The sequence below is a fragment of the Mycobacterium sp. AZCC_0083 genome (assembly GCF_014202335.1).
GTDB lineage: Bacteria > Actinomycetota > Actinomycetes > Mycobacteriales > Mycobacteriaceae > Mycobacterium.
The window spans coordinates 1-12,875 of the sequence record NZ_JACHGP010000025.1 but is presented as its reverse complement, the minus strand read 5'-3'; the positions used below and the strand labels follow the sequence as shown (position 1 = coordinate 12,875).

At 66.3% G+C, this 12,875-nt stretch carries 13 protein-coding genes; 7 read left to right on the top strand and 6 right to left on the bottom strand.

Annotated features, from left to right (window positions below; genetic code table 11):
- Position 1 precedes the first annotated feature (1 nt).
- Genes HNP02_RS38500 through HNP02_RS38490 form a run of 3 tightly spaced genes read right to left on the bottom strand, consistent with a single transcriptional unit; the run spans position 2 to position 2,693 of the window.
- On the bottom strand, positions 2 to 865 hold the full coding sequence (locus HNP02_RS38500) for an SDR family oxidoreductase (protein ID WP_184445925.1): 864 nt from the start codon (positions 863 to 865) through the stop codon (positions 2 to 4).
- The gene (locus HNP02_RS38495; protein WP_184445924.1) at positions 865 to 2,079 is read right to left on the bottom strand and encodes a cytochrome P450; all 1,215 of its coding nucleotides are present in this window, start codon (positions 2,077 to 2,079) and stop codon (positions 865 to 867) included. Before HNP02_RS38495 ends, HNP02_RS38500 begins: the two co-directional genes overlap by 1 nt.
- A complete protein-coding gene (locus HNP02_RS38490; protein WP_184445923.1) occupies positions 2,076 to 2,693 on the bottom strand; it encodes a TetR family transcriptional regulator in 618 nt (205 codons plus the stop codon). The genes HNP02_RS38495 and HNP02_RS38490 overlap by 4 nt, the downstream gene beginning before the upstream one ends.
- A 214-nt stretch (positions 2,694 to 2,907) precedes the next feature.
- On the opposite strand from HNP02_RS38490, the gene HNP02_RS38485 reads away from it, so the two are divergent.
- The 5 genes from HNP02_RS38485 to HNP02_RS38465 are packed head-to-tail and all read left to right on the top strand — an operon-like array spanning position 2,908 to position 7,705.
- A complete protein-coding gene (locus tag HNP02_RS38485) occupies positions 2,908 to 4,377 on the top strand; it encodes an aldehyde dehydrogenase (protein ID WP_184445922.1) in 1,470 nt (489 codons plus the stop codon).
- Between the two features lie 18 nt (positions 4,378 to 4,395).
- Positions 4,396 to 5,160 carry an SDR family oxidoreductase gene (locus HNP02_RS38480; protein ID WP_184445921.1) on the top strand — a complete coding sequence of 255 codons (765 nt, stop codon included), beginning with the start codon at positions 4,396 to 4,398 and terminating at the stop codon, positions 5,158 to 5,160.
- Between the two features lie 28 nt (positions 5,161 to 5,188).
- Positions 5,189 to 6,043, top strand: a complete 855-nt coding sequence (locus HNP02_RS38475) for an NAD(P)-dependent oxidoreductase (protein WP_184445920.1) — start codon at positions 5,189 to 5,191, stop codon at positions 6,041 to 6,043.
- Between the two features lie 2 nt (positions 6,044 to 6,045).
- A complete protein-coding gene (locus HNP02_RS38470) occupies positions 6,046 to 6,486 on the top strand; it encodes a carboxymuconolactone decarboxylase family protein (RefSeq protein ID WP_184445919.1) in 441 nt (146 codons plus the stop codon).
- Positions 6,479 to 7,705, top strand: a complete 1,227-nt coding sequence (locus HNP02_RS38465; RefSeq protein WP_184445918.1) for a hypothetical protein — start codon at positions 6,479 to 6,481, stop codon at positions 7,703 to 7,705. The genes HNP02_RS38470 and HNP02_RS38465 overlap by 8 nt, the downstream gene beginning before the upstream one ends.
- Here the strand turns inward: HNP02_RS38465 and HNP02_RS38460 are convergent.
- Positions 7,644 to 8,894 carry an MFS transporter gene (locus tag HNP02_RS38460; RefSeq protein WP_184445917.1) on the bottom strand — a complete coding sequence of 417 codons (1,251 nt, stop codon included), beginning with the start codon at positions 8,892 to 8,894 and terminating at the stop codon, positions 7,644 to 7,646. The two genes, HNP02_RS38465 and HNP02_RS38460, sit on opposite strands and share 62 nt — an antisense overlap.
- Positions 8,895 to 9,006: 112 nt before the next feature.
- On the opposite strand from HNP02_RS38460, the gene HNP02_RS38455 reads away from it, so the two are divergent.
- Positions 9,007 to 9,465, top strand: a complete 459-nt coding sequence (locus HNP02_RS38455; RefSeq protein ID WP_184445916.1) for a helix-turn-helix domain-containing protein — start codon at positions 9,007 to 9,009, stop codon at positions 9,463 to 9,465.
- On the opposite strand, the gene HNP02_RS38450 is transcribed toward HNP02_RS38455, so the two are convergent.
- Positions 9,437 to 10,048: a TetR/AcrR family transcriptional regulator gene (locus tag HNP02_RS38450; protein WP_184445915.1), complete on the bottom strand. Its 612-nt coding sequence runs from the start codon at positions 10,046 to 10,048 to the stop codon at positions 9,437 to 9,439. The two genes, HNP02_RS38455 and HNP02_RS38450, sit on opposite strands and share 29 nt — an antisense overlap.
- Before the next feature lie 26 nt (positions 10,049 to 10,074).
- Entirely contained in the window at positions 10,075 to 11,313 is a 1,239-nt protein-coding gene (locus tag HNP02_RS38445; RefSeq protein WP_184445914.1) for a cytochrome P450, read from the bottom strand.
- A gap of 124 nt (positions 11,314 to 11,437) precedes the next feature.
- Here HNP02_RS38445 and purD point away from each other — a divergent pair, with 124 nt between their 5' ends.
- Positions 11,438 to 12,706, top strand: a complete 1,269-nt coding sequence (gene purD, locus HNP02_RS38440) for a phosphoribosylamine--glycine ligase (protein WP_184445913.1) — start codon at positions 11,438 to 11,440, stop codon at positions 12,704 to 12,706.
- Positions 12,707 to 12,875: the final 169 nt, after the last annotated feature.

The following is a 12,875-nucleotide window of genomic DNA, read 5'->3' as shown; positions in this document are numbered from 1 at the left end:
GTCACTGTTCCGAATCCCCTGTCGCTTCGCTCGTACCCTCCGAATCAGGCATCCCTTCTCCGCCCAATGAAAGCTTCTGGCGGTCCTTCGTGTCGGCCAATGGCGCTTCCGGCTGCAGTTCCATCGACGCGATGAAACCGCCGCGGGGCGTCTCGGCCACGAAGGTGATGGCGCGCGCGAGATCCTGCGCGCGCAGGAAGTAGTCGTGCCTGGCCTGGCCCCACTTGGCCCAGTCCTCGAGCGCGGGCCCGATCAGCTCGGCGGGCAGGCTCCAGCCCATCGATGTCTTCGTCGGGCCTGGGTGCACGATCGAGGCGCGGACGCCGGTTCCCTCGAGTTCCATCTGCAGGTTGGTCACCATCGCGATGAGCGCCGCCTTGGCTGCGCCGTAGGCTCCCATGTGCGGACGCTGGCGCAGTGCGACGTCGGATCCGACGAAGATGACGTCGCCACGCTGACGTTCCACCATCCCCGGCAACACCGCGGTGGCAAGACGATTGGCACCGATCAGGTGGACCTGGATCTGTGACTCGAACTGATCGGTGCTGATCTCGTGCAACCGACCGAAGTAGGTGTCGCCAGCACCGGCGACAAGCACCTCGATCTCGCCGAGCGCGTCGACGGACTGCGAGACGAACGCCTTTACCGAGTCGGGATCGGTGACGTCGAGGTGAAAGGCCACCGCCTCACCGCCACTGGCGCGGATCTGCTCGACCAGTTCGTCGAGCTTCTCCACCCGGCGGGCGCCGAGCGACACCGGGAACCCACGGCTGGCGAGGTCGATCGCCGTGGCGGCACCGATGCCCGACGATGCGCCGGCGACGAGCGCGGGCCTTCTGGCGGGAAGTGGGGCGAAACGGGGCATCAACGGGCCTTTACGGTGATGGGTAGGTGGGCGAATCCGCGCACGTTGCTCGAGTGCACGCGGACGGCGTTGGCCTCGTCCACCTCGAAATGGCTGATCCGCTTGAACAATTCGGCAAGGGCGACCCGAGCCTCCATGCGCGCGAGGTGTGCGCCGAGGCAGAAGTGTGCGCCGCTACCGAAACTCACCAGCTTCGAACCGATGTCGCGGCCGATGCGGTAGTCGTCGGGGTCCTCGAACACGCGGTCGTCGCGGTTGGCTGACCCCGGCAGCAGGAGCAGCACGTCGCCGTCGGGAATCGTGGTGTCGTAGATCGTCAGCTCACCGGCGACGCTGCGGGCAAGGATCTGGCTGGACGTGTCGTAGCGCAATGTCTCCTCGACCCACAACGGGATCAGCGAGTGGTCGTCGAACACCGGGGTCAGCTGATCGGGGAACTTGTGACCCCAATATGCCGCGTTGGCAAGCAGTTTGGTGGTGGTCTCGTTGCCGGCGACGACCATCAGGAACAGGAAGGCCATGATCTCTTCATCGGTGAGCCGGTCGCCTTCGATCTCGGCTTCGAGCAGCGCCGAGGTCAGGTCGTCGCTGGGCTTCTTGCGTCGTTGCGTGACCATGTCGGCGTAGTAGACCAGAAGCTCGGCCGAGGCCTGCATTGCCTCTGCGGGCACGTCGGCGACGCCTTCGTCGCGGTGCATGACGCCGTCGGCGAGGGCGCGAATGCGGTCGCGGTCGGGTACGGGAACGCCCATGAGTTCGGAGATGACGTCCATCGGCAGCTTGCCTGCGAACTCGTCGACGTAGTCGAAACTCTCCGACTGCAGGGCGACGTCGAGGTGCTGCACGGCGATCTCGGTGACACGTGCCTCCAGGTCGCGAATCCGCCTTGGCGTGAAGCCCTTCGACACCAGCGTCCGCAGCCGGAGATGGCCAGGATCGTCAAGGGCGAGGAACGACATCACCTTGTGGGCGTCACCGTTGCGTGAGACCGGATCGAGCGAGACACCGTACTTGTTCGACAGCGTGGTGCTGTTGCGGAAGCCTTGCAGCACGTCGCGGTGTCGCGACACCGCCCAGAACTTCAGCTCGTCGTTGCGATACAGCGGGGCCTCGTCGCGCAGTCGGCGGTAGTACGTATACGGCTCCTCGTGGAAGTCGTAGTCGTACGGGTCGAGAACCAGTTCACTGGCTGCGGACCCTGTTTCGATGCTCATTGTTCCTCTCCGACGATCAGGCCGACCACGTAGCTGAGCCTGTCGGCGATCTGGTGGTAGGTGAGGGCGCCGCTGCCCGCATTGATCACTGCTCCGAAGTACGTCATCTCCAGCGCCGCGACGACACGCGCGTCGGCGCCCGGTCCGACCGCCGACCTGATGCGGCGATGAATCTCGGCGCCGATGCGATCGCGCACCTTGTGGGTGGTCGGGTCGCCGCTGGCCAGAAGCGCCGTCGTGCAAGCCGCCGCCAACTCCGGCTCGTCGGCCACCGCCAGCGCCAGGCTGCGCAGCGCCTTCTCGACGCGACTCGGCATGGGCTCGTTGACGTCGGTGAAGTAGGGCACCTGGCGCATCAGGTCGAGGTACACCTCGGCGATCAGATGGTTCTTCGACGAGAAGTAGGTGTAGGCCGTCGCCGGTGCGACCTTCGCGCGCGCAGCGACCGCTCGCACGGTCAGATCGGCGTAGGACGATTCGCGCAACGTGGCCACGGCCGCGGTGAGAACCTTGCGGAAGGTCTCCTCCTGCCGCCGGTTGCGTGGCGGATCGGCAGGTCCGGCCTCGGAAGACTCTGCGCCCTCCGTGAGGGCAACCGCTGCATCGCTGGACACATGTCCAAGTTATCCGACGACAGCGTCCCAAGGCAAGCGTGTCGTCGAAAATGGCATTACGAACTGCATAAACTCGAATCCGTCGAGATGCCGTGGCGGGCCACCCTTGCGGCCCGGACGCGCCTGAGGTTATGGTTCGACTGAACGTGGCCGGACAGTTGTCCAGGCTGAGACATACCTACATCCAACCGAAACTTGGCACACGGGAGTTCCGATGGCGCTACTGGGCGATCGCGAGAGTCGACTGCTCATCGACGGGAAATTGGTGGCGGGCAAGGGGGGCACGTTCACGACGGTCAACCCCGCCACCGAGGAGGTGCTCGGCGTCGCGGCCGACGCGAGCACCGACGACATGGGCCTGGCGATCGGGGCGGCGCGCACGGCGTTCGACGACACCGACTGGGCCACCAACACCGAACTTCGGGTCCGCTGCATTCGGCAGTTGCAACAGGCGATGCGCGACCACGCCGAGGAACTGCGGGAGCTGACGATCGCCGAGGTCGGGGCGCCGCGCATGCTGACGGCGGGCGCGCACCTCGAAGGCCCGGTGGAGGATCTGAGCTTCGCCGCCGACACGGCGGAGTCCTACTCGTGGACCGTCGATCTCGGTCGTGCGACGCCGCAGGGCATCCCGACCAACCGCACCTTGGCTCGGGAGGCCGTGGGCGTGATCGGCGCGATCACGCCGTGGAACTTCCCCCACCAGATCAACCTGGCCAAGGTCGGCCCCGCACTGGCGGCGGGAAACACCTTGATACTCAAGCCCGCTCCCGACACCCCATGGTGCGCGGCGGTGCTCGGCGAGCTGATCACCGAGCACACCGACTTCCCCGCGGGCGTCATCAACATCGTCACCTCCAGCGACCACGGGGTCGGTGCGCTGCTGTCCAAGGATCCGCGCGTCGACATGGTGTCGTTCACCGGGTCGACGGTGACCGGGCGCGCGGTGATGACCGACGCCGCGGCGACCATCAAGAAGGTGTTCCTGGAGCTTGGCGGCAAGTCGGCCTTCTTGGTGCTCGACGACGCGGATCTGGCCGGCGCCTGCTCGATGTCGGCGTTCACCGCCGCCATGCACGCCGGGCAGGGCTGCGCCCTCACCACCCGCCTGGTGGTGCCGCGGGCGCGATACGAGGAAGCCGTCGAGGCCGCTGCGGCGACCATGGGTTCGATCAAGCCCGGCGATCCGACCAGCAAGCGGACCGTCTGCGGCCCTGTCATCTCGGCGCGGCAACGCGACCGTGTGCAGGGTTACCTGGATCTGGCGCTCGAGGAGGGCGGCAAGTTCGCTTGCGGCGGTGGACGACCGGCCGACCGCGATACCGGATTCTTCATCGAGCCGACGGTGATCTCCGGGCTGACGAACGATGCCCGGGTGGCGCGCGAGGAAATCTTCGGCCCGGTGCTGACAGTCATCGCCCACGACGGCGACGACGACGCCGTGCGCATCGCCAACGACTCGCCCTACGGGTTGTCGGGCACGGTGTTCACCGCGGACGACGACCGCGCTCAGGCAGTCGCGGCGCGGATGCGGGTCGGAACGGTCAACGTCAACGGCGGCGTCTGGTACTCCGCTGACGCGGCATTCGGCGGCTACAAGCAGTCCGGCATCGGCCGGGAGATGGGCATACCCGGTTTCGAGGAGTACCTCGAGACCAAACTCATTGCCACGGCAGCGAATTAAGGAACGAGGACTCTTCACATGGGACTGTACGGAGATCAGTTCAAGGACAAGGTGGCGATCGTCACCGGTTCCGGTGGCGGCATCGGCCAGGCGTACGCCGAGTCGCTGGCCCGCGAGGGTGCGGCCGTCGTCGTCGCCGACATCAACGTCGAGGGCGCCCACAAGGTCGCCGACGGCATCAAGGGCGAAGGCGGCGACGCACTGGCCCTTCGGGTCGACGTATCGGACCCGGACTCCACGAAGGAGATGGCCGCTCAAACGCTTTCGGAGTTCGGAGGCATCGACTACCTGGTCAACAACGCCGCGATCTTCGGAGGGATGAAGCTCGACTTCCTCGTCTCGGTCGACTGGGAGTACTACAAGAAGTTCATGAGCGTGAACCTCGACGGCGCACTGCTGTGCACGCGGGCGGTCTACCGCAAGATGGCCAAGCGTGGCGGCGGGGCGATCATCAACCAGTCGTCGACCGCGGCGTGGATGTACTCGAACTTCTATGGTCTGGCCAAGGTCGGCATCAACGGTCTGACTCAACAGCTCGCAACGGAGTTGGGCGGCCAGAACATTCGCATCAACGCGATCGCGCCTGGGCCCATCGACACCGAGGCCAACCGGACCACGACGCCGCAGGAGATGGTCGCCGACATCATCAAGGGCATCCCGCTGTCGCGGATGGGCGAACCCGAGGACCTGGTCGGCATGTGCCTGTTCCTGCTGTCGGATCAGGCCAAGTGGATCACCGGACAGATCTTCAACGTCGACGGCGGACAGATCTTCCGGTCATGAGCGCTTGCCCGAAGAACAGAGGGCCCAGATGAGCGAGCAAGACCTCAAGCTCGGCTACATCGGCCTCGGCAACATGGGCGCGCCGATGGCCAAACGCCTCGTCGAGTGGCCGGGCGGGCTTACGGTCTTCGACGTGCGAGCCGAAGCGATGACACCGCTGGCCGAAGCGGGTGCCACGTTGGCCGACAGCGTCGGGGACGTGGCGACCGCCGACATCATCAGCGTGACTGTGCTCAACGACGCGCAGGTGCGCGAGGTCATCGGCGAGTTGGCGGCCAAGGCCAAGCCCGGCACGGTGATCGCCATTCACTCGACGATCAGCCCCGAAACGGCCGTCGAACTCGCGGCTCGACTGCAGCCGCAGGGGATTCACGTCGTCGACGCGCCGGTCAGCGGTGGAGGCGGCGCGGCGGAAAAGGGCGAGCTTGCCGTGATGGTCGGCGCGGAGCGTGAGGCGTACGAGCGGATCAAGCCGGCGTTCAAGCAGTGGGCGTCACTGGTGATCCACGCGGGCGAGCCGGGTGCGGGCACCCGAATGAAGCTGGCCCGCAACATGTTGACCTTCACCTCCTACGCGGCGGCGTGCGAGGCGATGCAGTTGGCCGAAGCTGCGGGTCTGAGCCTGCAGGCCCTCGGCCGGGTGGTGCGGCACAGCGACGCCCAGACCGGTGGGCCTGGCGCGATCATGGTCCGCGAGGACATGACCCAGCTGGCACCCGAGCACTGGCTGCATGATGCGTTCACGCACACCCGGGGTCTCGGCGAGAAGGATCTGAGCCTGGCGTTGGCGTTGGGTGACGCGGTGGACGTCGACCTGCCGCTCGCAAAGGTGGCACTGAAGAACCTCGCGCCCGGCCTCGGCGTTCCACACACAAAGGAGTGAGCATGGACGAACAGCGCCGCAAGGGCCTCGACAAGATGAACGAGGTCTACGCGTGGGAGATGCCCAACATCGAAGGCGATGACTTCTTCGCGCTCACCGTCGACCACCTCTTCGGCAACATCTGGACCAGGCCGGGACTGTCGATGCGCGACAAGCGATTGATGACGCTGGCGGTGGTGACCTCGCTCGGTCTCCAAGACCTCGCCGAGGTACAGGTCAATGCGGCACTCGAGAACGACGAGCTCACCGAGGCCGAGCTCAAGGAGATGGCGATCTTCCTGACCCAGTACGTCGGCTTCCCGCTGGCGTCGGGGTTCAATGGAGTGGTGAGTCGCGTTGCAGGCAAGCGGAAGAAGGCGGCTGAAAGGGGTGACGGCGTGGACAAGAAGGCCAACGTCAACGCGGCCGTCAAGATGAGCACGGGACGCACCCTCGATGAATAGTAGATACGCCGCCCTCTCGCGCGACGAACTCGCCACGCTGGTACCCGAACTGCTGCTGATCGGGCAGCTCATCGACCGGTCCGGCATGGCGCATTGCATCAGTGCGTGGGGCCGCGACGAAATGTTGCAGATCGCGATCGAGGAGTGGGCGGCGTCCAGCCCGCTGTACACCAAGCGGATGCAGAAGGCGCTCAACTACGAAGGCGTCGACGTCTTCACCCTCTTCAAGGGTCTGCAGCTCGACATCGGCGCCCCGCCGCAATTCATGGACTTCCGCTACACCGTGCACGACCGTTGGCACGGAGAGTTCCATCTGGACCACTGCGGTGCACTGCTCGACGTCGAACCGATGGGCGAGGACTACGTCCACGGCATGTGCCACGACATCGAGGACCCGACGTTCGATGCCACTGCGCTGGCCACCAACCGCAAGGCGCAGGTACGCCCGATCCATCGGCCGCCGCGGGTGCCGTCCGGCAGGACCCCGCACTGCGCATGGACCGTGATCATCGACGAGTCCTACCCGGACGTGCCGTTCATCCCAGCGATGGACATCGTCGCCGCCACCCACGCACACTCGTGCGAATTGGATCCAATAGATCCGAATGACGAAGGGATGGCGGACTATTCGGGGGAGTTGTTGGCCGACGTCGACTTCGGTGCGTTCTCGCACTCAGCGCTGGTCCGCATCGCCGACGAGGTCTGCCTGCAGATGCACCTGTTGGTCAAGTCGTTCACGATCGCGGTCGAGGCCAGGGCAAAAGACGATACGGCGCTTGCGCGATCGGTCCGCACCAAGCAGCTGATCGGCATCGCCGGTGTGGCCGCCGAGCGGATCCACAAGGCGCTCAACCTTCCCGGCGGCGTCGAGGGTGCGTTGCGCGTGCTCGAGTTGCATCCGCTACTGAATCCGGCGACCTATGTATCAGCCGACGTCGACCCGGACTTCGTGCACGTGCGGAAGTCGCCTGCCTACGCTGATGACGCGTGGATCTCGTTGGTGTCGCCAGTCTCCGACAAGCCTCTGCAGGCCATCGCCGCAGCCGTCGACCCGCGCCTGCGCGCCGAGGTGTCCGGCACCGCGTCCGACTGGACCGTGCGGATGGTCGAGACCGACACCCCGGCCAAGGAATTCGGTGAGGTCTCGGTGACCAAGTTCAGCGGCGGTGCGTCGTGGGTGTTCGAAGAGCGAAAGTCGTTGCCGCTGACGGTCGTCTGATCAATCGATCACCGGCCCAGACGACGAGGGCGGCGGCGGCGAACGCGGCTCCGACGACACTTGCCTCGGTCCACCCGCCATCGGCGTAGGCGACGGTGGCCGCGATGGCGCCCGCGCCCGTGCCGATCGAGTAGTAGACCATGTAGCCGCCGATGAGTCGGGTGGTCGCCGCGGGGTCGGACTCCACGATGAGATGTTGATTGATGACGTGGATTGCCTCGCCTGCGAAGTCGAGGACGACGAGGCCGATCGCGAGAAGTAGCAAGGAGTTCGGGGTCTGGGCGATCGCCACCCACGACACGAGGAAGGCGATCAGCATGACGCCGGTCGCGACCTCGGCGCGGCCCCGGTCGGCCCACCGGCCCGCGCCCGACGCTCCGAGTGCACCGGCGGCCCCGACGATGCCGAACAGTCCGATCTGCGCGGTCGTCAGATGCCACGGCGTGGTGGCCAGCGGTAGCGCCATCGACCCCCATGCCGCGCCGAAACTCGCGAACATCAGTCCGCCGATGAGGCTGCGCACGCGGAAGGTCCTGTCGCGCATGGTCAGCGTGACGACTGAGGTGATCGCGTGGCGGTACGGCACGACCTCCTTGGCAATGGTGTCACGCGGTAGTACGAACGCCAACCACGCGGCGACGCCGAGCATGACCACGGCGGCGATGGCGAAGACCGCGCGCCACCCCCAGAGGTCGGCGATGAACCCGGAGATGGTGCGCGCCAGCAGAATGCCGAGGACCACACCGCTGGTCACCACGCCGACGGTGCGTCCACGCCTGCCGGGCGGACTTGCCGCCGCGGCGAACGCAGTGATCACCTGAACCACCGTCGATGCGGCGCCGAAGAATGCGGAGAAGACCAGCAACGTCCATGCCGAGGGTGCCACGGCGGCGCCGAGAAGCCCGACGGCGGTGAGGGCCAGCTGGGCGAGGATGATGCGACGCCGGTCGAAGCGGTCACCCAGTGGCACCACCATCACCAGGCCGACGAGGTAGCCACCCTGCGTCGCGGTGGTCACCCAGCCCAGGGCGGCGGCTGACATGTGCAGCTGCGAGCCGAGATCGTCGAGCAGCGGTTGGGCGTAGTAGACGTTGGCCACCGCGGCGCCACTGACGAACGCCAGCAGCAGGGCCATCCGCGAACCGATGGTCTGGGGCACCCGGCTGGCGATGTCGGCCGTGCTCGTCATCTGATCGGCTCGTTTCCTTGGACGTGAAGCAAGGTGGTACTAGATTGAAACCAGACCTTAGACTCAGTGGTTGCAAAATGCAACCAGAGTGTTTGGAGGAGGTGTCATCGACATGAGCACACGGCTGGGTCGATCCACGTGCCCCGTGGCGCGCACGGTCGACGTCGTCGGCGACAAGTGGACGCTCATGATCCTGCGCGACGCGTTCGAGGGGCTGACCCGATTCACCCAGTTCCAGCGCAGCCTCGGGGTGGCGAAGAACATCCTGTCGGGGCGTTTGCACCAGTTGGTCGAGGCGGGGGTGCTCTCGGTGCGGCCCGACGCGGGCGGCTCGGCCTACAACGAATACGTGCTCACCACGAAGGGCGAGTCCCTCTTCCATCTGATGGTCGCGCTACGGGAATGGGGCGCGGACAACGGCTTCGACGACGAAGAGGAGCCGCGGAGCACCTACGTCGACACGCGGACCGGCGGATCGCTACCCCGGTTGCGATACGAGACACCAGACGGCGACGAGATCCGGCCCGAGCACACCCAACCGGTCAGACCGGACGGCTGGACCTCGCCGTGACCGCCGAACCCACCCAGCGCCGCAGGTAGTCGCGCAGGTCCTCACCGGTCCGTGGCGGACGGCCGGGGTCGAGGATGAACGACTGGATGATCCGCAGCAGGTGCTCGGCGAGTTCGTCGAGATCGGCGTCGGTGAAACCCAACGAGGCCCAGTCGACGTCGAAGCGGCGCACCATCGAGTGCGCGAACTGCAGCGAGACGTCGGATGTCACGCCCTCGGTGTGCACGTTGCCCCGGTCGGGCGCGAGCAGCAGCCCGATGTGCTTGTCCTTCGGCAGCCATTCCAGCGCGGTGGCGATGGCTTCGGCGACGGCCTCAACGGGGTCGGTGATGCCGTGCAGGTGCTGGGCCAGCCGCTCGTGGAAGTCGGCAGCGGCGTGCACTGCGGCCGCCACCAGCAGTGCGTCGGTGCTGGGGTAGTAGCGGTACACGGTCTGGCGCGTGACACCCAGCGTGCGGGCGATGTCGGCGATGCTGAAGTCGGCGCCACGCTCGTCGATGGCCTTGCCCGCGGCGTCCAAAATCCGGGCGATGGCCTCGTCGTCCGTCGCGGGAGCCGATCCCGACCAGCCGTGGGTGCGCACCCGCAGATCCTAGCTGGGTCCGGACATCACGCGTGGTACGCGACCTGCAGCTTCTTGACTCCATTGATCCAGCCCGACCGAAGACGTTGCGGCTCGGCAAGTTTGGCGATGTTCGGAACCTGGTTGGCGAGCTCGTTGAAGATCAGCTTGATCTCCATCCTGGCCAGGTTGGCCCCGATGCAAAAGTGTGCGCCGTTGCCGCCGAAGCTCAAGTGCGGGTTGGGATTCCGCAGGACATCGAATGCGAATGGGTTCTCGAAGACGGCATCGTCGTAGTTGGCGGAGCTGTAGAACAGGCCGGCCCGCTGACCCTCGCGGATGGTCGCCCCGCCGAGTTCGACGTCGGTCAGCGCGGTGCGCTGGAAGCAGTGCACCGGGGTGGCCCAGCGGACGATCTCGTCGACCGCGGTGGCCGGACGCTCGCGCTTGAAGATCTCCCATTGCTCGGGGTTCTCGAAGAACGCGTTCATACCGTGGGTCATGGCGTTGCGGGTGGTCTCGTTGCCCGCGACCGCGAGCAGGATGACGAAGAACGCGAACTCGACCTCGTCCATCGACTCACCGTCGATGTCGGCCTCGATCAGCCGGGTGACGATGTCGTCGGCTGGGCAGCGGCGCCGCTCCTCGGCCATGTTGTAGGCGTAGCCCATCAATTCGGCGTTGGCGGCCATCGGATCCGAGTCGAAGTCGGGGTCGTCGGTGTTCATGATCGAGTTGGTCCAGTGGAACAACTTCTCCCGGTCGGCCTCCGGAACGCCGATCAGATCGGCGATCGCCATGAGCGGCAGGCTCATCGCCACGTCGTCGACGAAGTCGCCGCTCTCCTTCTCGGCCGCGGCGGCGACGATGTCGCGCGCGGCAACCGCCAACTTCTCCTCCAGTGACGCCACCGCCCGCGGCGTGAACAGCCTCGACACGATCTTGCGCAGCCTGGTGTGTTCGGGCGCATCGTGGTTGATCAGCAGCGCCTTGGTCAGCTCCAGTTGGTCGCTGGTAGTGCCGTCGGGCAGCACCATCACCGCGCCCTTGCGGTTGGTGGACCACAGCTCGCTGTTCTTCGAGATGGACTTGACGTCCTCGTGGCGGCTGATCACCCAGTACCCGCCGTCGTCGAAGATCGACTCACTCTGCTCGTTCCACCAGACGGGCGCGGTCTTGCGCAGTTGGGCGAACTCGGTCACTGGGATGCCCTTGAGCAGGACATCGGGGTCGACGAAGTCAAACCCCTGCGGCAGGAAGGGGCAGCCGGTCTCCGCAGTCGTCATGAGATTTCTCCTCGTGTGAGCCAGAGCACTTTGCCTAAGACCATACACCTGGAAGTCAAGTGTATGCCCGCCGATCGTCGGGATGGCGGCCCCGCCGACGGCGCTGCGATTAAGGTTGGCAACCGTGCGCGTCCTCGTCGTCGGATCCGGAGCCCGTGAACATGCGCTGCTGTTGGCGCTGCGCAAAGACCCCGAGGTGGAGGAGCTGGCGGTGGCGCCGGGGAACGCGGGCACCGCGATCATCGCCGACCAATACGACGTCGACATCACCTCCGGCGAGGCCGTCGTCGGGCTGGCCCGCCGCCTCGGCTCGGACCTGGTGGTGATCGGGCCTGAGGTGCCATTGGTGCTCGGCGTGGCCGACGCCGTAAGGGCCGCAGGGATCGCCTGCTTCGGGCCAACCAGGGATGCGGCGCGGATCGAGGGTTCGAAGGCATTCGCCAAGGACGTGATGACCGCCGCGGGCGTGCGCACCGCGACCAGTGAGATCGTCGACAACCCTGCACATCTCGACGCTGCCCTCGACCGGTTCGGCACGTCAGCAGGCGACCGGGCCTGGGTGGTCAAGGACGACGGTCTCGCTGCGGGCAAGGGCGTCGTGGTGACCGACGATCGCGACGCGGCACGGGTCCACGCCGCGGCCCTTCTCGACTCAGGCCACCCGGTGCTGCTCGAATCGTTCCTCGACGGTCCCGAGGTGTCGCTGTTCTGCGTGGTCGACGGCGAGACGGTGGTCCCGCTGTTGCCCGCACAAGACTTCAAACGGGTCGGCGACGGTGACACAGGCCCCAACACCGGAGGCATGGGCGCGTACGCGCCGTTGCCGTGGCTGCCCGACGACGTGGTCACGGCCATCGTCGACGACATCGTCAAACCCGTTGCGGCCGAACTCGTCAGCCGGGACTGCTCGTTCTCCGGTCTGCTCTATGCGGGGTTGGCGATCACGTCGACCGGCCCATCGGTGATCGAGTTCAACTGCCGGTTCGGTGATCCCGAGACCCAAGCCGTGCTTGCGCTGCTGGAGACCCCGCTCGGGCAACTGCTGCGGGCCGCAGCCACCGGCGAGTTGAACACCCAGCCGCCGCTGGTCTGGCGCGACGGCGCCGCGGTCGCCGTGGTGTTGGCCGCCGAGAACTACCCGGGCAGGCCACGCGTTGGCGACGTCATCGTCGGCTCGGAAGCCGACGGCGTGCTGCACGCAGGCACCAAGCGTCGTGACGACGGAGCGGTGGTGTCCTCGGGCGGCCGTGTGCTGTCGGTGGTCGGCACCGGCGCAGACCTGAGCGCCGCCCGCGACGCCGCTTACGCACTGATCGGGTCGATCCGCTTGCCGGGCAGCCATTTCCGCACCGACATCGGGCTTGCCGCAGCCGAGGGTCGAATCGCCCTGTAAGTCCTTCTCCCCGCGAGCAGTCGCAAAAAGCCCTGAAATCGCACGATTGAGGGCATTTTACGTCTGCTCGGCGAGGTTAGACATCCCAGGTTCGTAAGGTGTCAAGCGGCTTTGGCGGGTTGGCGGTGTGCCCAGGCGGTGTGTTCGTCGTAGGTGCTGTGGTGGCGGA

Excerpts from the sequence above, each read along its gene's own strand:
- HNP02_RS38455 (WP_184445916.1), top strand. The coding sequence starts at position 9,007 with ATGAGCACACGGCTGGGTCGATCCACGTGCCCCGTGGCGCGCACGGTC.
- HNP02_RS38460 (WP_184445917.1), bottom strand. The coding sequence starts at position 8,894 with ATGACGAGCACGGCCGACATCGCCAGCCGGGTGCCCCAGACCATCGGT.
- HNP02_RS38485 (WP_184445922.1), top strand. The coding sequence starts at position 2,908 with ATGGCGCTACTGGGCGATCGCGAGAGTCGACTGCTCATCGACGGGAAA.
- HNP02_RS38445 (WP_184445914.1), bottom strand. The coding sequence starts at position 11,313 with ATGACGACTGCGGAGACCGGCTGCCCCTTCCTGCCGCAGGGGTTTGAC.
- HNP02_RS38470 (WP_184445919.1), top strand. The coding sequence starts at position 6,046 with ATGGACGAACAGCGCCGCAAGGGCCTCGACAAGATGAACGAGGTCTAC.
- HNP02_RS38480 (WP_184445921.1), top strand. The coding sequence starts at position 4,396 with ATGGGACTGTACGGAGATCAGTTCAAGGACAAGGTGGCGATCGTCACC.
- HNP02_RS38500 (WP_184445925.1), bottom strand. The coding sequence starts at position 865 with ATGCCCCGTTTCGCCCCACTTCCCGCCAGAAGGCCCGCGCTCGTCGCC.
- HNP02_RS38495 (WP_184445924.1), bottom strand. The coding sequence starts at position 2,079 with ATGAGCATCGAAACAGGGTCCGCAGCCAGTGAACTGGTTCTCGACCCG.
- HNP02_RS38475 (WP_184445920.1), top strand. The coding sequence starts at position 5,189 with ATGAGCGAGCAAGACCTCAAGCTCGGCTACATCGGCCTCGGCAACATG.
- HNP02_RS38465 (WP_184445918.1), top strand. The coding sequence starts at position 6,479 with ATGAATAGTAGATACGCCGCCCTCTCGCGCGACGAACTCGCCACGCTG.